General features: G+C 65.6%; 22 protein-coding genes. 7 read left to right on the forward strand and 15 right to left on the reverse strand.

Annotated elements, in window-relative coordinates:
* Window positions 1-164 precede the first annotated feature (164 nt).
* The 3 genes from LCM32_RS20435 to LCM32_RS20445 all read left to right on the forward strand — a co-directional run bounded on the left by LCM32_RS20435 (window position 165) and on the right by LCM32_RS20445 (window position 3,233).
* The gene (locus LCM32_RS20435) at window positions 165-1,154 is read left to right on the forward strand and encodes a Bug family tripartite tricarboxylate transporter substrate binding protein (RefSeq protein ID WP_224822931.1); all 990 of its coding nucleotides are present in this window, start codon (window positions 165-167) and stop codon (window positions 1,152-1,154) included.
* A 98-nt stretch (window positions 1,155-1,252) separates the two neighbouring features.
* The gene (locus LCM32_RS20440) at window positions 1,253-1,684 is read left to right on the forward strand and encodes a tripartite tricarboxylate transporter TctB family protein (RefSeq protein WP_224822932.1); all 432 of its coding nucleotides are present in this window, start codon (window positions 1,253-1,255) and stop codon (window positions 1,682-1,684) included.
* A gap of 10 nt (window positions 1,685-1,694) precedes the next feature.
* On the forward strand, window positions 1,695-3,233 hold the full coding sequence (locus LCM32_RS20445) for a tripartite tricarboxylate transporter permease (RefSeq protein ID WP_224822933.1): 1,539 nt from the start codon (window positions 1,695-1,697) through the stop codon (window positions 3,231-3,233).
* An 87-nt stretch (window positions 3,234-3,320) separates the two neighbouring features.
* On the opposite strand, the gene LCM32_RS20450 is transcribed toward LCM32_RS20445, so the two are convergent.
* The 15 genes from LCM32_RS20450 to glpD form a co-directional block, all read right to left on the reverse strand.
* Window positions 3,321-4,169 carry a glycosyltransferase family 8 protein gene (locus LCM32_RS20450; RefSeq protein WP_224822934.1) on the reverse strand — a complete coding sequence of 283 codons (849 nt, stop codon included), beginning with the start codon at window positions 4,167-4,169 and terminating at the stop codon, window positions 3,321-3,323.
* 66 nt (window positions 4,170-4,235) lie between these two features.
* A complete protein-coding gene (gene selD, locus LCM32_RS20455) occupies window positions 4,236-5,291 on the reverse strand; it encodes a selenide, water dikinase SelD (RefSeq protein WP_224822935.1) in 1,056 nt (351 codons plus the stop codon).
* Window positions 5,288-6,355 carry a tRNA 2-selenouridine(34) synthase MnmH gene (mnmH, locus tag LCM32_RS20460; RefSeq protein WP_224822936.1) on the reverse strand — a complete coding sequence of 356 codons (1,068 nt, stop codon included), beginning with the start codon at window positions 6,353-6,355 and terminating at the stop codon, window positions 5,288-5,290. The genes selD and mnmH overlap by 4 nt, the downstream gene beginning before the upstream one ends.
* Window positions 6,356-6,411: 56 nt before the next feature.
* Window positions 6,412-7,830 carry a hypothetical protein gene (locus tag LCM32_RS20465; protein WP_224822937.1) on the reverse strand — a complete coding sequence of 473 codons (1,419 nt, stop codon included), beginning with the start codon at window positions 7,828-7,830 and terminating at the stop codon, window positions 6,412-6,414.
* Window positions 7,820-8,788: a D-2-hydroxyacid dehydrogenase gene (locus LCM32_RS20470; RefSeq protein ID WP_224822938.1), complete on the reverse strand. Its 969-nt coding sequence runs from the start codon at window positions 8,786-8,788 to the stop codon at window positions 7,820-7,822. Before LCM32_RS20470 ends, LCM32_RS20465 begins: the two co-directional genes overlap by 11 nt.
* Window positions 8,785-10,305, reverse strand: a complete 1,521-nt coding sequence (locus LCM32_RS20475; RefSeq protein ID WP_224822939.1) for a M81 family metallopeptidase — start codon at window positions 10,303-10,305, stop codon at window positions 8,785-8,787. Before LCM32_RS20475 ends, LCM32_RS20470 begins: the two co-directional genes overlap by 4 nt.
* A gap of 315 nt (window positions 10,306-10,620) precedes the next feature.
* The gene (locus LCM32_RS20480; RefSeq protein WP_224822940.1) at window positions 10,621-11,748 is read right to left on the reverse strand and encodes an iron-containing alcohol dehydrogenase; all 1,128 of its coding nucleotides are present in this window, start codon (window positions 11,746-11,748) and stop codon (window positions 10,621-10,623) included.
* A complete protein-coding gene (glpK, locus tag LCM32_RS20485; RefSeq protein ID WP_224822941.1) occupies window positions 11,745-13,247 on the reverse strand; it encodes a glycerol kinase GlpK in 1,503 nt (500 codons plus the stop codon). Before glpK ends, LCM32_RS20480 begins: the two co-directional genes overlap by 4 nt.
* 136 nt (window positions 13,248-13,383) lie before the next feature.
* The gene (locus tag LCM32_RS20490; protein ID WP_224822942.1) at window positions 13,384-15,084 is read right to left on the reverse strand and encodes an ABC transporter substrate-binding protein; all 1,701 of its coding nucleotides are present in this window, start codon (window positions 15,082-15,084) and stop codon (window positions 13,384-13,386) included.
* A 98-nt stretch (window positions 15,085-15,182) separates the two neighbouring features.
* Window positions 15,183-15,455: a DUF2160 domain-containing protein gene (locus LCM32_RS20495; protein ID WP_222492289.1), complete on the reverse strand. Its 273-nt coding sequence runs from the start codon at window positions 15,453-15,455 to the stop codon at window positions 15,183-15,185.
* Between the two features lie 13 nt (window positions 15,456-15,468).
* On the reverse strand, window positions 15,469-16,320 hold the full coding sequence (locus LCM32_RS20500) for a carbohydrate ABC transporter permease (protein WP_224822943.1): 852 nt from the start codon (window positions 16,318-16,320) through the stop codon (window positions 15,469-15,471).
* Between the two features lies 1 nt (window position 16,321).
* The gene (locus LCM32_RS20505; RefSeq protein WP_224822944.1) at window positions 16,322-17,191 is read right to left on the reverse strand and encodes a carbohydrate ABC transporter permease; all 870 of its coding nucleotides are present in this window, start codon (window positions 17,189-17,191) and stop codon (window positions 16,322-16,324) included.
* Window positions 17,188-18,267: an ABC transporter ATP-binding protein gene (locus LCM32_RS20510; protein WP_224822945.1), complete on the reverse strand. Its 1,080-nt coding sequence runs from the start codon at window positions 18,265-18,267 to the stop codon at window positions 17,188-17,190. Before LCM32_RS20510 ends, LCM32_RS20505 begins: the two co-directional genes overlap by 4 nt.
* A gap of 12 nt (window positions 18,268-18,279) precedes the next feature.
* Window positions 18,280-19,368 (reverse strand): ABC transporter ATP-binding protein, encoded by a 1,089-nt coding sequence (locus LCM32_RS20515; protein ID WP_224822946.1) that lies wholly within the window; start codon window positions 19,366-19,368, stop codon window positions 18,280-18,282.
* A gap of 35 nt (window positions 19,369-19,403) precedes the next feature.
* The gene (gene glpD / locus LCM32_RS20520; protein WP_224822947.1) at window positions 19,404-21,011 is read right to left on the reverse strand and encodes a glycerol-3-phosphate dehydrogenase; all 1,608 of its coding nucleotides are present in this window, start codon (window positions 21,009-21,011) and stop codon (window positions 19,404-19,406) included.
* A gap of 235 nt (window positions 21,012-21,246) precedes the next feature.
* On the opposite strand from glpD, the gene LCM32_RS20525 reads away from it, so the two are divergent.
* The 4 genes from LCM32_RS20525 (at window position 21,247) to LCM32_RS20540 (ending at window position 25,996) form a co-directional block, all read left to right on the forward strand.
* Entirely contained in the window at window positions 21,247-22,017 is a 771-nt protein-coding gene (locus LCM32_RS20525) for a DeoR/GlpR family DNA-binding transcription regulator (RefSeq protein WP_224822948.1), read from the forward strand.
* A gap of 134 nt (window positions 22,018-22,151) precedes the next feature.
* Window positions 22,152-23,108, forward strand: a complete 957-nt coding sequence (locus LCM32_RS20530) for a DUF808 domain-containing protein (protein ID WP_224822949.1) — start codon at window positions 22,152-22,154, stop codon at window positions 23,106-23,108.
* A 939-nt stretch (window positions 23,109-24,047) separates the two neighbouring features.
* The gene (locus tag LCM32_RS20535; RefSeq protein ID WP_224822950.1) at window positions 24,048-25,352 is read left to right on the forward strand and encodes an AAA family ATPase; all 1,305 of its coding nucleotides are present in this window, start codon (window positions 24,048-24,050) and stop codon (window positions 25,350-25,352) included.
* A complete protein-coding gene (locus LCM32_RS20540) occupies window positions 25,352-25,996 on the forward strand; it encodes an RloB family protein (RefSeq protein ID WP_224822951.1) in 645 nt (214 codons plus the stop codon). Before LCM32_RS20535 ends, LCM32_RS20540 begins: the two co-directional genes overlap by 1 nt.
* Window positions 25,997-26,438: the final 442 nt, after the last annotated feature.

A 26,438-nucleotide genomic window follows, 5' to 3' on the forward strand; every position in this document is an offset into this window, starting at 1 on the left:
TTCATTTTCTGCCCGCCGATTGGGCGGTGACAGGTTCGTGACAGCTTTACCCGCTATCTCCTCTTTCTAGCCCGACGGGGGCGGAGCGCAATGCCCGGCCCGGACGGGCAGTTCGTCCCACGGCGCAGGAGGCGTCGCGGGCCCCGAATTGGAGGAGCACCAATATGATCTTCAAGGCAACCCGCCTGACCCTCGCCGCTGCGCTGCTGAGCGCCAGTGCGCTTTCCGTGGCCGCTCAGGGCTACACTCCCGAAAACCCCGAGTGCATCGCCCCCGCAAACCCGGGCGGCGGCTGGGACTTCACCTGCCGTCAGGTGGGCAAGTCGCTGCAGGACCAGGGCCTGATCGGCAAGACCATGCAGGTCGTCAACCTCGCCGGTGGCGGCGGTGGCGTAGCCTTCGCGGAAGTCGTCAACAAGCGCGCCGACGACAATGACCTGATCGTCGCGGCCTCGTCGGCCACGGCCACCCGTCTGGCGCAGGGCGCCTACCCGGGCAACACGATGGAGCAGGTCCGCTGGCTCGCCTCCATCGGCGCCGACTACGGCGTGATCGCCGTTGCTGCCGACAGCCCGATCCAGACGCTGCCCGAGCTGCTGGGCATGATCAAGGACGACCCGACCAAGGTGTCCGTCGCAGGCGGCTCCGCCGTGGGCGGCTGGGACCACCTCAAGGTCCTGATCGCCGCCAAGGCGGCCGGCGTCGAAGACGTGCGCCGGGTCAAGTACATCGCCTTCGATGGCGGCGGCGAAGCCGTGACCCAGCTGCTGGCCGGCTCGGTCCAGGCCTTCACCGGCGACATCTCGGAAGCCAAGGGCTTCGTCGACAGCGGCGACATCAAGGTCCTCGCCGTCCTCGCACCCGACCGCCTGCCCGGCGAATTCAGCAAGTTCCCGACCGCCAAGGAGCAGGGCGTTGACGCCATCGGCGCCAACTGGCGCGGCTTCTACGCCCCGGGCAACATGTCCGACGACGCCTACAACGCGTGGGTCGGCAAGATCGGCGATCTCTATGCCTCCGACGAGTGGAAGGCGATCATGGATGCCAACGGCCTTGCCCCCCTCGACCTCCAGGGTGATGCGTTCCAGTCCTTCGTAGAGGAAAGCGTGGCAGAGATCCGCGCCATCTCTCAAGAGATCGGCATCATCAAGTAAGGCAGGGTCCCTCCCCCTGCCTTGAGGGGGCGCCGTTGCACCACTCCGGCGCCCCCGATTTTTTCTGTCTTCCCTGCTAGCCGAATGAGGAGATCCCGATGAGTGATCGCATTTTCGGTGTCCTGGGGCTGCTCCTTGCCATCGGGTTTGCCTTCGCTGCGACCCAGATCGAGGAGAGCTTCCTGTCCGACGCCGTGGGACCCAAGGCCTTCCCCCTGATCATCGCCACCATTCTCGGTGTCAGCTCTGCCGTCATCGCCTTCCGCCCCGATCCCGAGCCCGTGTGGCCCGGCCTCGGCCGTCTGGTCGAACTGCTGGCGGCCGTCGTCGTGATGGTTCTTTACGCCGAGTTCCTGCCGGTCGCAGGCTTCGTCTTCGCCACCGCCATTGCCGCCGCCTACCTGTCCTGGCGCCTCGGCAACGGGCCGATCGCCTCGGTTCTGACCGGCGTCGGCATCTCGGTCGGCATCTACGTCATTTTCCACCTCGTGCTCGGGCTGTCGCTGGCCCGCGGCCCGTTCGGGTTCTGAGGAGGCACCCATGGACATGCTTGCATCCCTCGGCGACGGCTTCGCCATCGCCCTGACCTGGCAGAACATCGGCCTCGCGCTGCTGGGCTGCTTCCTCGGCACCGTGATGGGCGCGCTGCCCGGCCTCGGGCCGTCGAACGGCGTCGCCATCCTGATCCCGCTGGCCTTCACCCTCGGCCTCGGCGCGACGCCCTCGCTGATCCTGCTGACCTCGGTCTACTACGGGGCCATGTACGGCGGGCGGATCTCGTCGATCCTGCTGGGCATTCCCGGTGACGAACCGGCAATGATGACCGTGCTCGACGGCTATCCAATGGCCAAGAAGGGCATGGCCGGCGAGGCGCTCTCGCTCTCGGGCATCGCGTCCTTCGTCGGGGCCTTCATCGCCACCTGGGGCCTGATCCTGCTGGCACCGCAGCTCGTCAAGATCGCGCTGCTCTTCGGCCCGGCGGAATACTTCGCGCTCTTCGCGCTGGCCTTCATGACCCTCGGCGGCGTCTCCTCGACCAACCAGGCGAAATCGGCCTTTGCCGCTGCGCTGGGCCTCGGCCTTGCCATGATCGGCGTCGACACCCAGACCGGCGTGCCGCGCTTCACCTTCGGCGAGGTGCACCTCTATGACGGTCTCGACTTCCTCGTCGCCATCGTCGGCCTCTTCGCCCTGTCCGAAGTGCTGATCTTCCTCGAGGAACGCCACGGCTCCGCCGATGCAGACGGCAAGAAGATCGTCGTCGGCCGCCTGACGCCCTCCTGGTCGATGCTGAAATCCTGCACGCCCACCATGCTGCGGACCTCGCTGCTGGGCTTCCTCGCCGGTGTTCTGCCGGGTGCGGGCGCCTCGCTCGGCTCCTTCATCTCCTACTCGATGGAGAAGCGGCTGGTGGACAAGGAAAACACCTTCGGCACCGGTGATCCCCGCGGCGTGGCCGCCCCCGAGGCCGGCAACAACGCCGCCGCCGGTGGTGCCCTTGTGCCGATGCTGGCGCTCGGCGTGCCGGGCTCGGGCACGACCGCCGTGCTGCTGGCCGTGCTGCTGTCGCTGAACATCACCCCCGGTCCGCTGCTCTTCACCCAGAACCCCGACGTGGTCTGGGGCCTGATCGCCGCGCTGTTCATCGCCAACTTCATGCTGCTGGCCATGAACATCCCGATGGTGGGTATCTTCACCCGCGTGCTGATGATCCCGCCGAAGGTCCTGATGCCGCTGGTGGCCATGGTGTCCTTCGTCGGCATCTACGGCATCTCGGGCTCCAGCTTCGACCTGCTGGTCATGATCGGCTTCGGCGTCATGGGCTGGGGGCTGCGGAAACTGGACGTGCCGCTGGTGCCGATCATCCTCGGCACGCTGCTGGGGAACGCGATGGAGAACAACCTCCGCCGCGCCGTGACCATCGACAACGGCAACTGGTTCACGCTGGTCGACAGCCCGCTGTCCATCGCTCTCTGGGCCATCGCGCTCATCGGTTTCGTGCTGCCGCTCATCATCGGCGCCCGGGTGAAATCGAAGATGCATGCCCGCAAGGATGAAGAAGGTGCGCTGTCCGACTAAGCGCATCCACTGACCGGCCCGGGCGATGCTTGCACCCGGGCCGGAGACTGGAACGGCCGCCTCAAGGGGCGGCCGTTTTTTTGTGGGTCAGAAGCTCAGGGCCGGGTAGGCGCGGGTATAGGCGCCCATGTCCCTGCGATAGGCCCGCACCGCCCGGGCGCGTTGCGACCAGAGGTCGAAGCGGTCCCGCTTCCAGGGCTTCTTGGGCCCGTGGAAATGCACCATTACATCCGGGAGCAGGGCGCTCTCGGAGGCATGGCCCCCCAGACGCCGGACAAACCCGCGCTGTTCCGCGGTGCGACCCCAGGACGAATTGTAGGCCGGGTTCAGCAGATGCGCCTCGCCGGGGTAGAGCAGGTTGAGGTGATCCTGATCGCCCATCCGCAGGCTCGACGCATGGGCCACGTCCTCCAGCCGGTCGAGGCCCTCGGGCCGGTTGCGCAGGGCATCGCAATCCATCAGCAGGACGCCCGCGTTGAAATACTCGGCCGGTGGCGCATCGCGCTCGCGCCGGCTGGCGCGCTTGGCCGTCATGAAGTCGCGGACCGCGCCCAAGGGCTTCCCGGCGAGGCCGAGCTTGCGCAGCGGCGCCACATCCCCCGTCACCGCCACGTCGCCGTCGAGGTAGAGCACCCGCCCCGACAGGTGGCGCGGGATGAAGAGACGGCCCATGGTGGCGGCCGAGATGTGCGAGGCCTGCGACTGTGCCCCGGCCAGTTCGTCCGGTGTAATCGCCCGCGGGTGGAAGTCGCAGTTCGACGCCCCGCTTGCCACGGTTTCGACCGCCTTCCACTCCTCCGTCGTCAGCCCGTCGCCCCAGAAATGCACCTTCAGCTGTTCCGAGCTATGGCGCAGCATGCTCCACATGGTGAAGAGCGTCGGCCTGAGGAGACCGCCGTCCGTGATCAGGACGACCTGAAGAATATCGCTGTGCATGATGGGATCTCTTCGTGATTGGGGGGCGGGCTTCGGGTTGGGCAGGCGCGACCGGGGCCGCGCGCATCAGACGACCATCAGGCCCTCGCCCTCGATCACCTCGCCCACCACACAGGCCCCGTCGAAGCCGTGGCGGGCGAAGGTGGCCAGCACCTCTGCCTCTGCCTCGGGCGCGCAGGCGACCAGCAGCCCGCCGCTGGTCTGCGGATCGCTCAGCAGCGCCTGCTCGACCGGGTCGAACCCCACGGGCAGGGTGATCCGCGCGCCGTAGCTGTCCCAGTTCCGGCCCGAGGCGCCGGTGATGTAACCCTCCCGCGCCAGTTCCCGCGCGCCATCCAGCAGCGGCACGCGCGTCCAGTCGATCCGCGCCCCGCAGCCGGAGCCCGTCACCATCTCCAGCGCATGACCGCCGAGGCCGAAGCCCGTCACGTCGGTGAGGGCATGGACACCCGGCAGCGCGGCAAGGTCGGGGCCCGGCGTGTTGAGCCGCGTCATGGAGCCCAGCATGGCGTCATAGGCCCCGCGCGGCAGGGCCTCCTTCTTGAGCGCGGCAGAGAAGATGCCGACGCCAAGCGGTTTGCCGAGGATCAGCCTGTCGCCAGGGCGGGCCGTGGCATTCGCCTTGATCAGCGCCGGATCGACGAGGCCGATGGCCACCATGCCGTAGATCGGCTCGACCGAGTCGATCGTGTGGCCGCCCGCGATGGGGATGCCCGCATCGCCGCAGGCGGCAGCCCCGCCTTCGAGGATGCGCCCGATGGTCTGGGTCGAGAGCGTGTTGATCGGCATCCCCACCACCGCCAGCGTGAAGAGCGGCGTGGCCCCCATGGCATAGACGTCGCTGATCGCATTGGTCGCGGCGATCCGCCCAAAGTCGAAAGGATCGTCCACGATGGGCATGAAGAAGTCGGTGGTGGCGACGATGGCCTGCCGGTCGTTCAGCTTGTAGACCGCCGCATCGTCCGAGGTGCCGATGCCCACCAGAAGCTCCTCCGGCACGGGCAGGGCCTTGGTGCCGCGCAGCAGATCCGAGAGGACGCCGGGGGCGATCTTGCAGCCGCAGCCGCCGCCATGGGCCAGCGAGGTCAGGCGCGGTTCGGTCGAGGGGGACAGGACGGTCATGGACAAGGGGCCTCCGAAGCGACGGCAGGGACGGCCCGGGCCAGCTCGGCCGCGAGGGCGGGCAGGGCATCGGGCGAGAGGTCGGGTGCGGGCAGGACGTGGCGCGGGGCCTCCATCCGGGCGCGGTGCTTGGCATAGCGCGGGTCGTAATGGGCCCGCATCAGCCCTTCGGCCAGCGGGGCGAAATCGCCCGCCGCGGCCATCGCCTGCCAGCTCTCGATCGTCTCGGCCGCATGGAAGGGGCGCAGACGGTCGATGGTGGCGATCAGGGTCTCGGGCACGGCGGTCAGGTCGGCATAGGCGCGGGTCAGGTAGGCGGCGCGGGCCTCCACCGGCGCGTCGAGGCTGATCCGCGGCGCGGCGCACATCGCCTTCCACAGCATCGGCGGCAGGCGGCAGTCTCCGACCTTGGCGCTCTCGGCCTCCACCACCACCGGGCGGGCCGGGTCGAGGGCGGCAAGCGCCATGGCCAGCCGGGTCTCGAAGCCGCGCTGCTGTGGCTGCGGGCCCATGTGGCCGAAGATCGAGCCGCGGTGATGCGCCAGCCCTTCGAGGTCCAGCACCTGCACGCCGTGGTCCGGCAGCAACTTCAGCAGGTCGGTCTTGGCAGAGCCCGTATTGCCGTCCAGCACCACCACGGGCGGGGCCACGGGCGTTTCGTAAAGCGCGGTCACGATCAGCTTGCGCCAGGCCTTGTAACCGCCGGCCAGCGTTTCTACCCGCCAGCCGATCTGGCCGAGGATCGTGGCGAAGGAGCCCGAGCGCTGCCCGCCACGCCAGCAGTAGACGAGCGGCCGCCAGCCGCCATCGCGGTCCTGCAGGACGTCCTCGATATGCCGGGCGGCATTGCGCGCCACGAGGGCGCCGCCGATCTTGCGGGCCGAGAAGGGCGAGACCTGTTTGTAAATGGTGCCGACGCGGGCGCGCTCCTCGTCGTTCAGGACGGGCAGCGAGAGCGCACCGGGCAGGTGGTCCTCGGCAAATTCCGACGGGGCGCGGACATCGATGATGTCATCGAAGCCGTGCTTGGCGAGGTCGGTCAGCGAGGTCAGGGTCACAGCCATGACCGTGACATAGCGCGATCCCGCGCCGCCGGGAAGTCACGGCGGCGCGGGGGGCGTCAGGTCGTCATCGTGGCGATCAGCCAGATGAAGGCACAGCCGGTCAGCACCACGAGGGTGGTGAAGCTGCGGTTCCAGCGGAAGATGATGTCAGAGGTGCTCACGCCGCAGACGCGCGCGGTGACGACGGACATACCGCTGACCGGAGAGAGCAGCACCGACACGATCCAGCACATGCCGAGCGTCAGGGCGAAGGCCTGCGGGTTCTCCTGTCCCAGCGGCGTGTTGCCCACCATCTGTGCCAGTGTCACCACCACGACCGAGGTCGGGATCCACGCCAGTGCGATCAGCCCCGCCAGCATCACCATGCCCACCAGGGTGATCGTCACCGGCAGTTCCTGCCCCAGCATCGCATCCAGCAGGCCGCTCTGGTTCAGCAGCACCGACAGTTCGGCCCCGATCACGGCAGCGGCAGAGACGACGGTGGCCTCGTTGATCATCTCGGTGGTGCCCGAGCGGATCACCTCCACCGGCTTGTCACCGGCAAGGGCGGCGCGTCCCGCGGTCAGCAGCACGGCCGCGATGGCGACACAGACCGTGAGAATCGACAGCGCGCTGAAGGCCACGCCGGTGAATTCATGCATCGTCACCAGCAGGCACAGCATGGCCGCGGCCAACCCGCCCAATTGCAGCACGGCGGTGCGTTCGCGCCCGCTGGGGCGGTGGAAATGGCTGCGTTCCGGCGGGCGCGGGGTGGCCAGCGGCGCGGGCAGCAGGTGGAACCGGGCCGAGACCCAGAGCACGGCAGAGGAGAAGAGCCCGGCCTCCAGCATGAAGCGCACCGGGTCGAGCGTGGGGATGCTCTGGCTGACCACGGCAAAGCCGATGGAGAAGGGCGACCAGAGCGCGACCATCGTGGCCCCGCGCATCGCCCCCAGCACCACGGCATCGTGGTTCGCGGGCTGGTCCGCCTGTCCCTTGCGCCCCGAAAGCGCGCCGAAGAGCGGAATGACCGAAAGGTTGATCAGCAGGGCAAAGAAGTGGCCCATGTACTGCACGAGGCCGAAACGCAGGCGCGGCGGCTGCGACATGACGAAGCCGAAGGCCTCCACCACCTTGTCGAGCGGCGTCAGCACGCGCTTGAACGTCCCCAGCACGGTCATCAGCGCCACGAAGGAACAGGCCTGATGCAGGGCGCGGGCCTGCGCCGCGAGATGCGGGTCGAGGAAGGTGGTGCCAAGGGCCACCGCCAGCAGCGACAGCATTACCACCCGGTGCGCCGTGGCGCTGAGGCGACCCCAGAGCAGCAGCACCGCGATGGTGGCGGGCAGGCTCGCCAGCGGCGGCCATGTCTCGGTCGCGCCGAGGGCATAGGCGAGGATGAAGACGACGTTCAGCAGCAGGAAGACCGGGGCCGCCGGTTCGACAAGGTAGAGCAGCCGCGCGGTGCGGCCGGGGGTGACGGGCTTAGGCGACACGGTTGATCAGCTCCGTCGCGCCACCGTCGAGCAGGGCGAGGTTGTCCTTCACGAGGCGGCAGATGCGCTCCTCGTAGGCGGGGGTATCGCCCGCGTTGTGGGGCGTGATCAGCACCTGCGACATCTCCCACAGGGGGCTGTCCTCGGGCAGGGGCTCGGGCGTGGTCACGTCCAGACCGGCGCCGCGCAAGCGGCCCTCCTGAAGCGCCGCGATCAGCGCGTCCTGATCGATCACGCCGCCCCGGGCGATGTTCACCACGAAGGCGGAAGGCTTCACCTTCTCCAGCGCGGCGGCGTCCAGCAGGTGGCGCGTCTCGCCGCTCAGCGGGCAGCAGAAGAGGATCACGTCGGCCTCGGCCACTTCCTCGGCAAAGGCGCTGTAGGGCTTGATGGCGGGCGAGGCCTCGGGGCGGGCGGTGCGGCTGAGCACGGTCACATCCATCCCGAAGGCCGAGGCGATGGCATGGACCCGCTGGCCGATCTCGCCAAAGCCGACCTGAAGCAGGCGCTTGCCCTCAAGCTCCATCATGGTGCGGGCCTCGGATTGCTCCGGGTCGAGACGGTTCATCTGCCAGCGCTTGGCGTGCTGGTTGTCCCGCGCCCGGTGCAGCTGGCGCGACATGGCCATCATCAGGCCGATGCCGTGTTCCGCCGTGGTGGTGGCGTTCACGCCGCGCGCATTGCAGACGGTCACGCCCTTGTCCTTCAGCGCGGGCAGGTCGAAGGCCTCCGTCCCCGAGGAGACGGTCTGGAGGTAGGCCAGCCGGTCCGCCTGCGGGATCAGCGCATTGTCCCACATGTAGGCCGTGACGACGACGTCCAGCTCTGCGATCCGCTCGGCCATGGCCTCGCGCGATTTGAGGAACAGCAGGTTGTGCCCGGCAAGCTGTTTGCGGGCCTCGGGTTCGAAATCGCGCAGCGCATGGACGAAGGCGATGGTGCGGGGGGTCTCGGTCATGAATGGGCCTCGGCCGCCGACCACGTCATGTCACGGTCGAGCGGGTAGATCGGTCTGGGGGTGCGGGTGAAATTGATCCGGTGGAGCATCGGCGTCGCGAGGCCGGGGACATCCACCTCGATGATCTGCTCGTCGGCGAAGGCCTCGTCCACGGCGGCGCGGAAGTGGCCGCGGGATTTCACGATCAGGGCGCGGGTGTCCTGCATCCGCATCCCGAGGCATTCCAGCATCAACGGGTCGAGGAACTGGATGCGCTTCTCGGTCACCACGATGCGGATGCCGTTGCAGCGCAGCAGCGCGGCGGTGCCGAGGTCGAAGCTGCGCCCGGCGTACATGCCGCGCCGCCCGGTCTGGACGCCGCCGCCGACGGCCAGAACCTCGACCTCCGCGGTCAGCTTGTGCGAGAATTCCTGCGTCTCGGCGCTGTTGAAGGTCGCGGTGAACCGCGCGCCAACGCCAAGGGCCGCGGCCTGAAGCGCCAGCGGCGCGTCGTAGAAGGGCGCCAGAATGGCATCGCTGACACCGGCGTCGAGGAAGGCCTTGAGGATATAGGTCGTGTTGCCGCGCCCGCCGGAGCCGGGATTGTCGGCCACATCGGCAAAGCAGAGCGGGGGCTGCGCGGGATCGTCCAGCGCCTTGGCCATGGCCACGGCATCTTCCAGCGAAGTCATGGTGATGTCGTAGCGGTTGCGCTCGTCCCAGATGCGCTGTCCCACGGTGTCGGCGATGGTCTGGGCCTTGGCGCCCGCGCCCTCGACCACGGTGACCGCGACGCTCATCCCTGCCTTGGTATTGTCCCCCAGCGAGAAGCCGGAGCAGGTGCAGACCGCCATCACCTCGTCGTCAAGGAAGCTCTGCCCATAGGCGATGTGCTCGCCCAGCGGGCCGCCCTTGGTGACCTGCGAGATCGAGGGCGGGATCATCGGCAGCTTGGCCAGCTTGATCTCGGTCTTCTGGCCCGCCACCAGCCGCGCCATCAGATGCGCCGCCTCGCGGCCGCGCTCCTGCTGATCGACGTGGGGGTTGGTGTGATAGGCGATGATCGCGTCGATGTTGGACAGCATCTTGGCGCTGACATTGGCATGGGGGTCGAGGGTGACGACGATCGGCACCTCGGGCCCCACCACCGCGCGGACGAGGGCATAGAAGTCGCCGTCCGGATCCTCGGACCCGGTCGAGATCGCCGCGCCATGCTGGCAGAGGTAGACGCCTGCCACGGGGCCGAGGTCGCGCAGCCGCGCCACGGCGGCGGCCATCCAACCGTCGATGAAGTCCTGCCCGATCCGCCCCGAGGCGCCCGCCGTGGCGCTGGCCAGCGGCGCAGGCGTCAGGCCGAGGTTCTTGGCCTCGGCCATGAAGGCGGTGAGTTCGCGGGGCGCGCGCGGTGCCGGCGAGGCGATGTCGGCGAGGAGGGCGTCGCCCGCGAGCTGGAAGAATTCGGAAGGCTGGCATTCCGGCGAATGCGAGTTGCTTTCGAGCTGGAAGCCCATGATCGCGATAGGGGCGGTTGTCGCCATGGCGGTATCTATCCTTGACCTGCCCGGTGGCGCCCTCCCTGCGCATGTCCGGTGCCTTCTCGTGACGAGGGGCGCTGCGGGTGTCAATGTGATGCGCAGATATATGCAGTATGCATGTAAATTATGCCCTGAAAAGACAGGGGGTGCGCGGGAACAGCCGAAAGCTCTGCCCAGAAAAGCGGCGCTTAGACGCGGGGGGCTACCCTCGGGCCGGCGGTACGACGGCCACCATGGCGGGGCAGACGAAGGGCGGCAGACCGCTCTCTCTGCCGGTCCGGCCGCTGCGCGGGGGCAGCCCGCCCGGCGGGATCGGGATCAGAGCGCCTCGACGAGGATCGCGCGGAGTTGGGCGGGGCTGAGCGTGACCGGGTTCGGCTTCATGGAGGAGGCCGCCTGTGCCTGCTCTGCCACCTCGTCCAGCTGCGCCTCGGCCAGCCCCATCGCGCCGAGGCGGGGCAGGGCGTTGCGGTCGATGAAAACACGCAGCAGGGCGGGGGCGGGGCCGGTCGTGCCGAAAGCCGCGCAGATCTCGCGCTCCACCGCGTCGAAGCGGGCGAGGCTCAGCCCGGCCTTGGCCATGGCGGCGCGGTTGGCCTCCAGCACCGGGGGCAGGAGGCGGGCGCAGATCGCCCCATGCGGCGCGCCGGTCAACCCGCCGAGGACACCGGCAAAGCCATGCACCGCGCCGAGCCCCGCATTGGCAAGCGCGATGCCGCTGAGATGCGCCGCGCGCAGCAGCGTGTCCCGTGCGGCGGGGTCCTCGCCCTGCTCCAGCCGCAGCAGCGCTGCCATTGCGGGCCGGATTGCGGGCAGGCAGAGCGCGTCCGTCTCAGGCGTGGCATTGCGCGAGAGGGCGGGTTCGACAAGCTGGGTCACCGCGTCCATCCCGGCGGCCAGCGTCACGGGCCAGGGCGTGCCGATGGTCAGGGCCGCATCCAGCAGCGCCACGCGGGGCAGCAGCCGGGGATCACGCAGGCTGACCTTGCGGCGATGGGCGGTCACGTCGATGACGGCGTTCTTGGTGGCCTCGGCCCCGGTGCCCGCCGTGGTGGGCAGGGCGTAGAGCGGCAGGGGATCCCGCGTCAGCGGCAGCCCCCGGCCGACGACCTCCAGATGATCCATCAGCGCGCCATCGCCCGCCAGAAGCCCGGCGAGCGCCTTGCCCAGATCGAGGATGGAGCCGCCGCCCACGGCCACCACGGCCTCGGCCCCGAAGGGCCGCAGGCGGGCGAGGGCCGCTGTCACGTCGCTGTCCTTGGGCTCGCCGTGGTGCAGGATCACCTCGACTTCGGCAAAGGCGCTGAGCGCGCGGGCCAGATCCTCCGCCCATAGGGCCGAGCCGCCGCGCACCAGCACGATCCGGCGGTGGTCCTTCAAGAGCCCGGGCAGCAGCGCCCGGCAGCCCGGCGCCGCGAGGGTGCGGGCGGGCGTCAGCAGGCTCATCCGGCAAAGCCGATGGTGGCCTCCACCGCGCGTTTCCACGCGCCATAGCGGGCGTCGCGGTCGGCGGCCTCCATCTTCGGCGCGAACTCGGCCCCCTTGGCCCAGCTTGCGGCAAAGTCCTCCATCCCCGGCAGCACCTCGGCCTTCTGGCCAGCCAGCCAGGCCGCGCCCATGGCGGTGGTTTCCAGCACGCGGGGGCGCTCGACCGGCGCGTTGAGGATGTCGGAGAGGAACTGCATTGCCCAGTCCGAGGCGCTCATCCCGCCATCCACGCGCAGGGTGGACATGGTGGCATCGCCGTGGTCGGCGGCCCAGTCGGCGCGCATCGCCTCGATCAGGTCGCGGGTCTGGTAGCCGACGCTTTCCAGCGCGGCGCGGGCGAATTCCTCGGGCCCGGAATTCCGCGTCAGGCCAAAGATCGCGCCGCGGCAGTCGGCGTTCCAGTAGGGCGCGCCAAGCCCGGTGAAGGCGGGCACCATGATCAGCTGCTGCGTCTCGTCGGCGCGCGCGGCCAGCGGCTGGGTCTCGGCGGCGTGGCGGATGATCTTGAGCCCGTCGCGTAGCCATTGCACCACGGCCCCCGCGATGAAGATCGAGCCCTCCAGCGCATAGGTCGTCTGGCCGCCGATCTGGTAGGCGATGGTGGTCAGCAGGCGGTGCTTGGACATCACCGGCTCGGCCCCGGTGTTGAGCAGGGCAAAGCAGCCGGTGCCATAGGTCGACTTCACCATGCCCGGCTTGAAGCAGGCCTGCCCGATGGTGGCCGCCTGCTGGTCGCCCGCGATGCCGAGGATGGGAATCGGCCGCCCGAAGAGATCGGCGCGGCACTCGCCATAGAAGGCATCGCAGTCGCGGACCTCGGGCAGCATCGACATGGGGATGTTCAGCGCCTTGCAGATGGTCGAGGACCAGCCGCCCTTGCGAATGTCGTAGAGCATGGTCCGCGCGGCATTGGTGGCATCCGTGGCATGGACCTGTCCGCCGGTCAGCTTCCAGACCAGCCAGCTGTCCACGGTGCCGAAAAGCAGGTGCCCGGCCTCGGCCTCGGCGCGCGCGCCCTCCACATTGTCGAGGATCCACGCCAGCTTGGTGCCCGAGAAATAGGGATCGAGCAGCAGGCCGGTCTTCTCGGTGATCACCGCCTCGAAGCCGTCGGCGTGGAGCGCGCGGCACATCTCGGCGGTGCGGCGGTCTTGCCAGACGATGGCGTTGTAGACCGGCTGGCCGGTGCGGCGATCCCAGACCAGCGTGGTCTCGCGCTGGTTGGTGATGCCGATGGCGGCGATCCCCTCGGCCCGGACCCCGGCCTTCTCGACCGCGGCGCGGCAGGTGGCGGCGGTGGTGGCCCAGAGGTCGGTGGGATCATGTTCGACCCAGCCGCTCCGGGGGAAATGCTGCGGGAATTCCTCCTGCGCGGAGGCGGTGACGTTCAGCGACTGGTCGAAGAGGATCGCGCGGGTCGAGGTGGTGCCCTGATCGATGGCGAGGATATGGGTCATGGGATGCGGCGGCCTCTCTGGGGCGGTGGTCCTTGGGGCAGGGGCGGGCCTCTGCTTGGCGATGGGGAGGATGGCCCCACGGCGAAGAAGAGGAAAGGGGTGGACCCGCGAAGGTCCACCCCGGTAGGTCAGCGGATCAGTTCCACGAGGCCACGAGTTCGTCGTAGGAGACGGTCTTGGGCTCCTCACGCTCGTTCTCGATCTTGGGCTTGGGTGCGCCCTCCATGGCCATCCATTCCGAGGCGTCCTTCTCCTCGTTCATGACGGGGCCCAGGTCGCCCTGGATGCCGGCGCGTTCGAGACGCTCCATGACCTTCTCCATGTCACCGCAGAGGCTGTCGAGGGCGTCCTGCGCGGACTTGGCGCCCGACATGGCGTCGCCGATGTTCTGCCACCAGAGCTGTGCCAGCTTGGGGTAGTCCGGCACGTTGGTGCCCGTGGGCGACCAGCGCACGCGGTCCGGCGAGCGGTAGAATTCTACCAGGCCGCCGAGTTTCGGCGCGCGGTCGGTGAAGCTCTCGTGCTGGATGGTGCTTTCGCGGGTGAAGGTCAGGCCGACGTGGCTCTTCTTCACGTCCACGGTCTTGGAGCCGACGAACTGGGCATAGAGCCAGGCCGCCTTGGCGCGGTCATCGGGGGTGGACTTCATCAGCGTCCAGGAGCCCACGTCCTGGTAGCCGACCTTCATGCCCTCTTCCCAGTAGACGCCATGGGGCGAGGGGGCGAGGCGCCACTTGGGCGTGCCGTCCTCGTTCATCACGGCGTCGCTGTCCACGAGGGGTGCCACGAACGTCGTGTACATGAACATCTGCTGCGCGATGTTGCCCTGACCCGGCACCGGGCCCGCCTCGGAGAAGGTCATGCCCATGGCGGAGGGGGGCGAGTACTTGTTCAGCCAGTCGATGGCCTTCTCGACGGCATAGACCGCCGCGGGGCTGTTGGCCGCGCCGCCACGGGACATGCAGGCGCCCACGGGTTGCGATTTCTCGTTCACCCGGATGCCCCATTCGTCCACCGGCAGGCCGTTCGGCTCGCCCTTGTCGCCCATGCCGGCCATGGACATCCACGCGTCGGTGTAGCGCCAGCCGAGCGAGGGGTCCTTCTTGCCGTAGTCCATCGAACCGTAGACATCGACGCCGTCGATATTCCGGCCGGTGAAGAACTCGGCGATGTCCTCGTAGGCCGACCAGTTGACCGGCACGCCGAGGTCATAGCCGTATTTCTCCTTGAACTCGGCCATGATCGCGGGATCGGTGAACCAGTCGTAGCGGAACCAGTAGAGGTTCGCGAACTGCTGGTCGGGCAGCTGGTAGAGCTTGCCGTCGGGCGCGGTGGTGAACTGGGTGCCGATGTAATCGTCGAGGTCCAGCGTCGGGCTGGTGACGTCGGCGCCCTCGTTGGCCATCCAGTCGGTCAGGTTGCGCACCTGCTGATAGCGCCAGTGGGTGCCGATCAGGTCGCTGTCGTTGACATAGGCGTCATAGATGTTCTCGCCCGACTGCATCTGGGTCTGCAGCTTCTCGACCACGTCGCCTTCGCCGATGAGGTCATGGGTGACGTTGATGCCGGTGATCTCGCTGAAGGCCTTGGCGAGGACCTGCGCCTCGTACTCATGCGTGGTGATCGTCTCGGAGACCACCTTGATGTCCATGCCCTTGAAGGGCGCGGCCGCGTCGATGAACCACTGCATCTCGGCTTCCTGATCGGCGCGCGAGAGGGTGGACTGATCGCCGATCTCGGCGTCGAGGAAGGCTTTCGCCGCGTCCATGTCCGCCCATGCGGGGCCGCAGAGCAGCCCGAGCGCAAGCGCCATGGATGTCGTTGTCTTCAGGTTCATGGTTTCCTCCCTGTTTGAACCGTCGTTCGTGTCGTCACGGGGCCGCCCAAGGGCCGCACCCCGCGCAATCCTGCGCCCCGGCCTCCCGCCGGAGCGCCTCACACCCAGCGGAAGACCGCCGCGGCGTAGACGAGGCAGACCGCCATCGCCCAGGGCTGTGCCGTGCCCACCAGCCCCAGCCATGCGAGGTTGATGAAGGCAGAGCCCAGAAGGGTGATGAAGAGCCGGTCGCCCCGTGTCGTCTCGATCCGTAGGACGCCCATGCGGGGCGTCTCGGGGAACCTGATCGCCAGCACGGTGAAGATCACCAGCAGCGTCGCGATGGTGCCAAAGAAGGCCGCCGTGGGCCATGTCCATGCCATCCAGTCCATGTGCGCGGCCTCCTCAGACGCGGCCCAGGGCAAAGCCCTTGGCGATGTAGTTGCGGACGAACCAGATCACGAGCGCGCCGGGCACGATGGTCAGCACCCCGGCAGCGGCCAGCACGCCCCAGTCGACGCCCGCGGCGCCCACCGTGCGGGTCATGGTGGCGGCGATCGGCTTGGCGTTCACCGTGGTCAGGGTGCGCGACAGCAGCAGCTCGACCCAGGAGAACATGAAGCAGAAGAAGGCCGCGACCCCGATGCCCGAGGCGATCAGCGGCATGAAGATCTTCACGAAGAAGCCGCCGAAGCTGTAGCCGTCGATATAGGCGGTCTCGTCGATCTCCTTCGGCACGCCGCGCATGAAACCTTCGAGGATCCAGACCGCCAGCGGCACGTTGAAGAGGCAATGCGCAAGCGCCACGGCGATATGGGTGTCGAAGAGCCCGACGCTCGAATAGAGCTGGAAGAAGGGCAGGGCGAAGACCGCGGGCGGCGCCATGCGGTTGGTCAGCAGCCAGAAGAAGAGGTGCTTGTCGCCCAGGAAGCTGTAGCGCGAGAAGGCATAGGCTGCCGGCAGCGCCACGGAGAGCGAGATCACCGTGTTCAGCACCACGTAGATCAGCGAATTGACGTAGCCCATGTACCACGCCGGATCGGTGAGGATCGTGACGTAGTTGGCAAAGGTCAGATCGCGCGGCCAGAGCGTGAAGCTGCCGAGGATCTCGGTATTGGTCTTCAGGCTCATGTTCAGCAGCCAGTAGATCGGCAGCAGCAGGAACAGCAGGTAGAGCGTCATGACCACCGCGCGGCTGTTCACCTTGGGCAGGCTGCGCGTGCGGGCGGGGGCGTGGGAAACGGTTGCGTCGGTCATCTCACATCCCCTTTTTGTCGAGGTTGGTCATTACGGTGTAGAACACCCACGAAATCAGCAGGATCACGAGGAAATACATGATCGAGAAGGCGGCCGCGGGGCCGAGGTCGAACTGCCCCAGTGCCATCTTCACGAGGTCGATGGAGAGCAGCGTGGTCGCATTGCCGGGGCCGCCCCCGGTGACCACGAAGGGCTCGGTATAGATCATGAAGCTGTCCATGAACCGCAGCAGGATCGCGATCATCAGCACGCCCGCCATCTTGGGCAGCTCGATGTAGCGGAAGACCTTCCAGCGGCTGGCCTGGTCGATTTTCGCGGCCTGATAATAGGCGTCGGGGATCGACTTGAGCCCGGCAAAGGCCAGTAGGGCGACCAGCGAGGTCCAGTGCCAGACATCCATCACCACGATGGTGATCCATGCCGATAGCGAGTCCTGCGTGTAGTTGTAGTCGATCCCGAGCGCGTCGAGCGTATGGCCAAGCAGGCCGATGTCGACCCGGCCGAAGACCTGCCAGATGGTGCCGACCACGTTCCACGGGATCAGCAGGGGCAGAGACATCAGCACGAGGCAGAAGGACGACCAGAACCCGCCCTTGGGCATGTTCAGCGCCACGAAGATTCCCAGCGGCACCTCGATGGCGAGGATGATGCCCGAGAACATCAGCTGGCGGCCGAGGGCATTCCACATCCGTTCGGATTGCAGCATCTCCTCGAACCACTCCAGCCCGGCCCAGAAGAACTGGTTGTTCCCGAAGGTGTCCTGCACCGAGTAGTTGACCACCGTCATCAGCGGGATCACCGCCGAGAAGGCGACCAGCACCAGCACCGGCAGCACGAGGAACCACGCCTTGTGATTGACCGTCTTGTTCATGCCGCAGCCTCCCCGCTCACGCGCCAGTCATTGGCATAGACGTTCACCCGCGCCGGATCGAAGACGACGCGGTTCATGTCGGCGCTGACGCGGTCGTCCTCGCCGGCGATTATGTTGATGTCATGGCCGAAGAACTCGGCGCGGATGATCTTGTGACGGCCCGCGTCCTCGACCCGGCGGACCTTGACCGGCAGGCCCTCGCTCTGGCTCAGGCGGGCGAACTCGGGCCGCACGCCGATCTCGACCTTGCCGTCGAGCGCGCCGTAGCCCTGTCCCAGCTCCACGTGGGAGCCGTTGATATAGGCCCGCGCCCCCTCGACCCGCGCGGGGATCACGTTCATGCCGGGCGAGCCGATGAAATAGCCCACGAAGGTATGCTCGGGCCGCTCGAAAAGCTCTTCCGGCGTGCCGATCTGGACCACGCGGCCGTCGTACATGACCACCACCTTGTCGGCGAAGGTCAGCGCCTCGGTCTGGTCGTGGGTGACGTAGATCATCGTGTGGCCGAAATCGTGGTGCAGCTTCTTCAGCTGGGTGCGCAGTTCCCATTTCATGTGCGGGTCGATCACCGTCAGCGGCTCGTCGAAGAGCAGTGCGTTCACGTCCTTGCGCACCATGCCGCGGCCAAGGCTGATCTTCTGCTTGGCGTCCGCCGTCAGGCCGCGCGCCTTTCGGTGGAGCATCTCCTCCATCCCGATCATCCGGGCGATTTCCTGCACGCGCTGGGCGACATAGCTTTCGTCCCGGCCGCGGTTGCGCAGCGGGAAGGCGAGGTTGTCGTGCACCGTCATCGTGTCGTAGACGACCGGGAACTGGAACACCTGCGCGATGTTGCGCGCCGCGGTGGGGGCCCGGGTCACGTCCTGATCGTCGAAGAGGATGCGCCCCTGCGAGGGATGCAGCAGCCCCGAGATGATGTTCAGCAGCGTGGACTTGCCACAGCCAGAGGCGCCGAGCAGCGCATAGGCCGCGCCGTCCTCCCAGACGTGGTTCAGTTCCTTCAGCGCGAAATCATCCTCCGACGCCGGGTTCGGCAGGTAGGAATGCGCGAGGTTGTCGAGCGTGATCTTTGCCATGTCCCCTCCTCCTCAGGCGGCCAGAGCGTAGGCGGCGGGCGCGATCAGCTCGCCCCCTTCGCCGAAGATGTAGACGTGACGCGGGTCGAGCCAGACATCGAGCGCCTCGCCGATGGCGAGGTCATGCACCCCGTGGACGAGGCCGACCCAACGGGCGCCGTGATGGTCGAGGTGCACGAAGGTCTCCGACCCCGTCAGCTCGGTCACCGTCAGGGTGGCGGTGAAGCGCAGCGCGTCGGGCGCGTGTTGCAGGATCTCGAGGTGGTTGGGCCGGAAGCCCGCGGTGTAGCGCCCGTCAGGCAGATCGGCGAGGCGGCCGGTGGCGGGGGCGCTCTGCCCGGTGCCGAACATCAGCCGGTCGCCGGTCTTGGAAATCTGCAGGAAGTTCATCGGCGGATCGGAAAAGACCCGTGCCGTGGTGGCATCCACAGGCTGGCGATAGACCTGCGGGGTGGGGCCGAACTGCGTCACGCGCCCTTCCCAGAGCGTCGCGGTATTGCCGCCGAGCAGCAGCGCCTCTTCCGGTTCGGTCGTGGCATAGACGAAGATTGCGCCGGAGGCCTCGAAGATCTTGGGGATCTCGACGCGCAGTTCCTCGCGCAGCTTGTAGTCGAGGTTGGCCAGCGGCTCGTCCAGCAGGACGAGGCCCGCGTCCTTCACCAGCGCCCGGGCGAGGGCGCAGCGCTGCTGCTGCCCGCCCGACAGCTCCAGCGGCTTGCGCTTGAGCATGGGCGTCAGCTTCATCAGCTCGGCGGCCTCGCGCACGCGGCGGTCGATCTCGGCGCGCTCCACCTTCAGCAGTTTCAGCGGCGAGGCGATGTTGTCGTAGACCGTCATCGACGGGTAGTTGATGAACTGCTGGTAGACCATGGCAACGCCCCGGTCCTGCACCCGCATGCCCGTCACGTCCTTGCCGTTCCAGAAGATGCGCCCGTCGCTGGGCACGTCGAGGCCGGCCATCAGCCGCATCAGCGAGGTCTTGCCCGACAGCGTCGGCCCCAGCAGCACGTTCATCGTGCCGTTTTCGAGCGTCAGATCCGTGGGGGCGATATGCATCTGCCCCTCGACGATCTTGGATACGCCCTTCAATTCCAGCGACATAAGGTCTCCTCCCCGCGCCGTTCTGTCTTCCGCGGTTATTCCGCCGCGTCGGCCCTGCTGTCCTTTCGGTCATGTCGGCCTGTCATCCAGGCGTCCAGGGCCGCGATCTCCTCCGCGCTCAGGCGCAGCCCGAGCTTGCTTCTTCTCCAGACCACGTCCTCCGCCCGGCGGGCGTATTCGCGGTCCATCAACCATGTCACCTCGGCCTCGGTCAGCGTGGCGCCAAAGGCGCGGCCGAGGTCTTCGGCCTGCGTGGCGGGGCCGAGGATGTCCTTCGCCTCGATGCCATAGGCCCGCACGAGGCGGCGCGCCCAGGTGCCGTCGAGGAAGGGGTAGGCGGCCTGCGTCTCGCGCACGAGGGCATCGAAGCCCGCGACCGGGAAATCGCCGCCCGCCAGCGGCACGCCCGCCGTCCAGGGGCCCTTGGCCAGCGGCAGGTGCTCGCCGATCTTTTCCAGCGCGCTTTCGGCCAGCCGCCGGTAGGTGGTGATCTTGCCGCCAAAGACGTTCAGCACCGGCGCGCCGCCCGTGGCGTTGACCTTGAGCGTGTAATCCCGCGTCGCCGCCGTCGCGCTGGAGGCGCCGTCATCGTAGAGCGGGCGCACGCCGGAATAGCTCCAGACCACGTCCGCGGCGCTGATCGCCTTGGCGAAGTAGCGGTTGGCGAAGGCGATCAGGTAATCGCGTTCCGCCTCGGTGCAGACGGGTTTCTGCGACGGGTCCTCGTGGTCCGCGTCGGTGGTGCCGATCAGGGTGAAATCGCGCTCGTAGGGGATGGCGAAGATGATCCGCCCGTCTTCGCCCTGGAAGAAATAGCACTTGTCGTGATCGTAGAGCTTCCGCGTCACGATGTGGCTGCCACGGACAAGGCGCACGCCTTCGGTCGAGGGCAGGTCGATCGTGTCGTGGATGATCCGCCCGACCCACGGCCCGCCGGCATTCACCAGCATCCGGGCGTAGTGGGTGGCCTCGGCCCCGCTTTCCATGTCTTTCGTTTCGACGCGCCAGAGATCGCCCTCGCGGGTGGCATGGGCCACCTGCATGCGGGTCAGGATCGTCGCGCCACGGGCCTCGGCGTCGCGGGCATTCAGCGCGACAAGGCGGCTGTCCTCGATCCAGCAGTCGGAATATTCAAACGCCTTCTCGAACCGGTCTTGCAGCGGCGCGCCCTCCGGCGTGCCCTTGAGGGACAGAGTGCGGGTCGCGGGCAGGATCTTCCGCCCGCCGAGCGTGTCATAGAGGAAGAGCCCCAGCCGGATCAGCCACGCCGGACGGCGGCCCTTCATCCACGGCATCACCCGCGAGAGAACCCGCGAGGTGGGCGTTTCGGATTCGAACCGCATATCCTTGTGGTAGGGCAGGACAAATCGCATCGGCCAGCTGATGTGCGGCATCGCCTTCAGCAGCACTTCGCGCTCTTCCAACGCCTCCTGCACCAGCCGTACCTCGAAATATTCGAGGTAACGCAGCCCGCCGTGGAACAGCTTGGTCGAGGCGGAGGAGGTGGCCGAGGCAAGATCGTCCATCTCGGCCAGCGTGACCGAGAGCCCGCGCCCCGCCGCATCGCGCGCGATCCCGCAGCCATTGATGCCGCCGCCGATGACGAAGAGATCCACCGGCTTTGTCTGCGTGCCCTGAGTCACGATCCACTCCTGAAAACTTGATCGGAAGCTAGCCGGGCGTCACGCATCCGCGCAAGCGAATTATTTTCGTTTCTTTTCGTTTGTGTGTTTCCAAGGGGTTAACCCACCAAATTCTGCACCTGCAAAGAAAAATTCCCCGAATCTTCGCGATTGCGGCGGAGAAACCGCTGGCGAAAGCCCCCGGATACGGGTTTCCTAAGGGCAGCGTCGAGCCAAGCGAAAGAAACCGAAAGCGATGTCCCAGTCCTTCCGTCATCCCGAAATCCTCGAGATCGCGCGGCGCGACGGCAAGGTGACCGTCGATGGGCTGGCGCAGCATTTCGGCGTGACGCTTCAGACCATCCGCCGCGACCTCTCCGATCTGGCAGAGGCCGGGCGGCTGGAGCGCGTGCACGGCGGCGCGGTGCTGCCCTCGGGCACCAGCAATATTGGCTACGAGGAGCGGCGCCACCTGAACAGTGGGGCCAAGACCGCCATCGCGCGGGCTTGCGCGGCGCGGATCCCGAACGGCATCTCGATCTTCCTCAACATCGGCACCAGCACCGAGGCGGTGGCGCAGGAACTGCTGCACCACAAGGACCTGATGGTGGTGACGAACAACATGAACGTGGCCAATATCCTCGTCGCGAACCCGGACTGCGAAATCCTCGTCACCGGCGGCAGCCTGCGCCGGGCCGATGGCGGGCTGATCGGCACGCTGGCGACCGAGAGCATTCGCCAGTTCAAGTTCGACCTCGCCGTGATCGGCTGCTCCGCGCTGGATGCGGATGGCGACATGCTCGACTTCGACATTCAGGAGGTGGGGGTGAGCCGCGCCATCCTGCGCCAGTCGCGCAAGGTGCTGCTGGTCTCGGATCATTCGAAATTCAAACGCTCCGCGCCCGCGCGGATCGGCTCGCTGTCCGAGGTGGATGTCTTCGTGACGGATGAGCCGCTCCCCGATCCGCTCGCCTCTGCCTGCAAGGGCTGGGCCACCGAGGTGGTCATCGCCGGCAGCGCGGGCTGAACGCGCCGCGGGCCGTCTGACCGGGGTCAAAGAGACTGTTTCGCAAAGGTTTTTAGACTTGCCTGTGGCGGACGGCTGGCGAGATGGCTCTGCGGGACTATAGTCTGCGGGGACACAAGCAATTGCAGGGCACCATGAGCTACGGCATTCTCGCATTCCTCGACGACATCGCGGCGCTGACCAAGATGGCGAGCGCCTCCATCGACGACATCGCGGCGCAGTCGCTCAAGGCGAGCAGCAAGTCCCTGGGCGTGGTCATCGACGATGCCGCCGTGACGCCGAAATATGTCACCGGGGTCAGCCCCCGCCGGGAACTGCCCTCAATCTTCCGGATCGCGAAATGGTCGCTCTTTAACAAGGCGGTGATCATCACGCCCGCCGTGCTGCTGTTGAGCGCCTTTGCCCCTTGGATCATCACGCCGCTGCTGATGCTGGGCGGGCTCTACCTTGCCTTCGAGGGGGCGGAAAAGGTGCTGGAGATGACCGGGCTGATCGCCCACCACGAACCCGCCAAGTCAGACCAGCCCCGCGACCCGCAGGCCATCGAGGACGCCACCGTGAAGTCCGCGATCCGCACGGACTTCATCCTTTCCTCCGAGATCATGGTGCTGACCATGTCCCAGGTGGCCGAGCTGGAGATGGTCGTCCGCGTCGGCGTGATGCTGGCGATCGCGGTCATGTTCACGCTGGGCGTCTACGGCGTGGTGGCGATCATCGTACGGGCCGATGACTTCGGCCTCGCCCTCGCGCGCCGGTTCAAGGACAGTTTCCTGGGCCGGATGGGCCGGGCCATCGTGCGCACGGTGCCGCCCTTCCTGAAGGCGCTGACCGTGGTCGGCACGTTGGCGATGCTCTGGGTGGGGGGGAGCCTCCTGCTGCACGGGCTGGCGCATTACGGCTACGCGGGGCCGGAGCACTGGATCGCCCACATGGCCGACCTCGCCTCTGCAGCGGTTCCCGCGATCGGCGCGGCACTGGACTGGTTCGTCACGGCAGCCCTGTCGGGTGTCCTGGCGCTCGCAGTCGGCGGCGTGGTTGCCGGGGTGCTGACGCTCCTGCGCGGCGGGAAAGGCGCGCCGGCGGCGCACTGACGCCGTTCGCGGTGATCCTGAGTGTGAACTGGATGAGGTGCGCGGTAGCACCGCGAGGCCTTGTTCCGAGGGCCCGGAGGGGTCCGGTGCGTGCAGCCGCCCACTGCTGGACGGCACGATGTGTGAAGGTGAGCCTTCGCGCTCGGGTCCGCTATGCGCTGAATGTCGGGTGACGGCGCTAGAGATGCTGGGAAGGTGGAGGCGAGTACCGGAATCGAACCGGTATGCACGGATTTGAAAAACTTTGTAATACATTGATTTAAAACACTAATAATCCTAGATTCAGGCCCGATGCAGGCGGGGCAAACCGTGAATGCCTAGACGGCTTCCAAGTCCTTATTCTGGCGATTTGCCCCTGCAACACGAACCCGTCTGAGCGCATTCGCGACTTGGTCTCAGGCCTCACATTTCATCCGGCCAAGCACCGCCGCGAGGGGCGCACTGCCGATATTCGCTGCGGACTGTAGGGATGTCCGTGGGGCGCAAATTTCGGACTTCCTTTGAGCCGCCCGAAACGCGCTGCAGAACTCGCGCGTGAACGCAGAGGACGCGCTTGTAAGAAACTAGTCAGCCGGAAAACACGCATTCTCTCTGGCGACGGAGTAGCGGGCAACGTAAGGGAACGCCGCTTCGGCCCCATGGCATAGCCATCGCTTGAAAAGTCTAGGTTTGAGGGTGAGATTCGTTCCGGTTTTGGTTCGCTCCCGGCGTCTGACGATCCTGTTCTAGTGTACCAGTTTCAACGACTACCGATGCCATCTTGGCAAGCTTTGACAGTGTCTTCAGCCGGTTATGTAGATGCTCCGCAGAGACAGCCCTCCCGATGGACAAAGTCTGTTTGCAGAAGGGCTTTTGTGACGTTAGGAGTGATGGTCATAGCGCCTAGAAGCATATCCGGCGAAAATCTGGCAAAAACTACAGAAAGAAAGCATCAGCATCATGCTTGTCGACTTCTCAGTACGGAACTTTCGGTCATTTGAAGATGAAAGCCTCTTCAGCATGAACGTTGAAAGCGGTCGAAATCGGCTTCGAAGCAACTTCCAAGAGGTCTCTGACGGGAAGCTCGCTGTCCTGAAATCCGCTGCGATCCTTGGTCCAAACGCTTCAGGAAAATCGAACCTGCTCAGAGCCATCCGAGCGCTAAAGTGGATCATTTGCGAGTCCCATCGGCTACCCGAAGGCGCATCGCTGCCAACCTACGAACCCTTTCGTCTTTCGGAAAAAAGTTCAGCTTCGCCCGTGGAGTTTGAAATCGAATTCATCGTACCTTCCGGCATGCGTTATCGATACTCCATAGGTTTTTTGAGAAATCGGGTAACCCATGAAACTTTGCACTCTTTCCCTGGGCGTCAGAAAGCCCTCATTTTTGAGAGGGGACCAGAAGACACTTGGGAGGATGTGAAATTTGGTGGCACCTACAAAGGAGGCAGCAGGAGAATCCCATTCTTCAAAAGCAACTCCTACCTTTCGAAGGCAGGGAATGACGCTTCCGCACCGGAAAGCGTTCGTGAGATATCAAACTATTTCCGTACAATATTTTCTGTTAGCGCCGGAACAAAGTTGCGCGTTGCAAACTACTTTGAGCAAGATGGGCATCTCGAGGCAGTTTCTGATATCATTTGCCTCGCTGATACTGGTGTGGAAAGTGTGACCGCTGAGGCTCGAAGTGAAGGGAGTGACCTTCGCCTTCCGGAAGATATGCCGGAGGATTTGAAGGAAGCGATCATTCAGGAGAACAGCAGATCCTATAAATTCTGGCTGCGATCGAAATCCGGCGGGTTGATTGAGTTCGAAGAGGATGAAATGTCGGACGGCACAATTAAGTTGTTCGAAATTCTTCCCATTCTACTGAATGCCATATCATGCGGCGCGCCTGTTTTGATTGATGAACTGGACGGCCACCTGCATACGAATCTGGTTGGCTTGGTTCTTGAGCTGTTCCACGATCCGCTTCTCAATACGAGGGGGTCTCAAATAATTTTCACCACTCACGACACCAATGTCATGAACTCGACTAAGCTACGCCGGGATCAAATTTGGATGACCTCCAAAGCTCAGGGATCGTCCACACTGTTTAGCCTGGATGAGTATGATAAGAAGCTTGTCAGGCAAGACAGTCCGTTCGAAGCGTTCTATTTAGATGGCAGGTTTGGAGCGCTTCCATCGCTATCCTACTCGAAGATTAGAGACAGGTTGAGCAAGATTGTCGAGCGGGAAGGTTACTTCAAGGATGTTGTTGAGTAATGCCTAGAGAGCGCAAGAGTCGTAAGCCGAACGTTGAGAGAACCCTGAGAATTTTTTGCGAGGGCGAAAAAACCGAACCTTACTATCTGAAAGGGTATATCGACGAGTTTCGCGAGAACAATAGGGTTGCGGTTGTTGCGATTGAACGGACGCGCAAGAATACTCCGATTCAACTTGTTGACGAGGCGATAGCATTAAAGAAATCGGACCGCTCCCTGCCAGGAGACGTGTTTTGGGTGGTCTACGATCGTGAATCTGTCGCCAAATACTCGAGAGCGAAACATAGCGAAGCTTGGGAGAAGGCCGTAAGGGCGGGTATAAATGTGGCGCTGAACAATGTGTGCTTCGAATATTGGGTTCTTCTTCATTTCACCGAAAGTTCGGCGGCGTACAGTTCGTACGATGACCTAAGAGATAACAGCGGGTTGCGTGCTGAAATCCAAAAGCTCTGCGGAAGGGACTACGAGAAATCATCTCAAGTTATATTTTCCCATCTGAAGGCGCACATATCGGATGCGCGCGGTCGGGCTAATCGGATCAACCGACGAGTCGTGGAAGCATCTACGACTGGGGCGCTACCTTTCGACGTAAATCCTTATACCGGGATGCCAAGCCTGTTGGACGCGATCGATGGCTTCAAGTGAATGAGCTTCGACTTTAAGGAGTTTCCTTTTGCTCTATGCGCGATCGTCTCCAGTAGAGTGAAGCGATCTTTTATTCGACGCCAGATCAGTGCTGACGCCTGGTCTGCGGTCGCGACGGTCTGCTCTCAGAAGTAATTTGGCGATCCGGGTGATTGCATCGAGCCGGGATGTGTTCGTCCCATTTTTCGCATGTGAAGATTTGGCTGGAACGCCGAGACGAGAATGCTCGGCCCTTCCGGTGCTTTGGAGCTCATGGGGCATATGCCATCGGCGTCCCTCGGCTTTGGGTTATTCCTTGTCCGTTCTTGGATTTCAATTTGTCGTGACCTGCTCCCCGTAGTGTCCGCGTTTTTTAGTTCGCTCTGTTCAGGATTTGGTCCTCTATTGACCGTTGGTGATACTCCCACGGGGTAAGCCCGTCGAGGCTCGTGTGGGGGCGGTG

The organism is Pseudooceanicola nanhaiensis, from assembly GCF_020171315.1.
In the GTDB taxonomy this organism is placed as follows: domain Bacteria; phylum Pseudomonadota; class Alphaproteobacteria; order Rhodobacterales; family Rhodobacteraceae; genus Pseudooceanicola; species Pseudooceanicola nanhaiensis_A.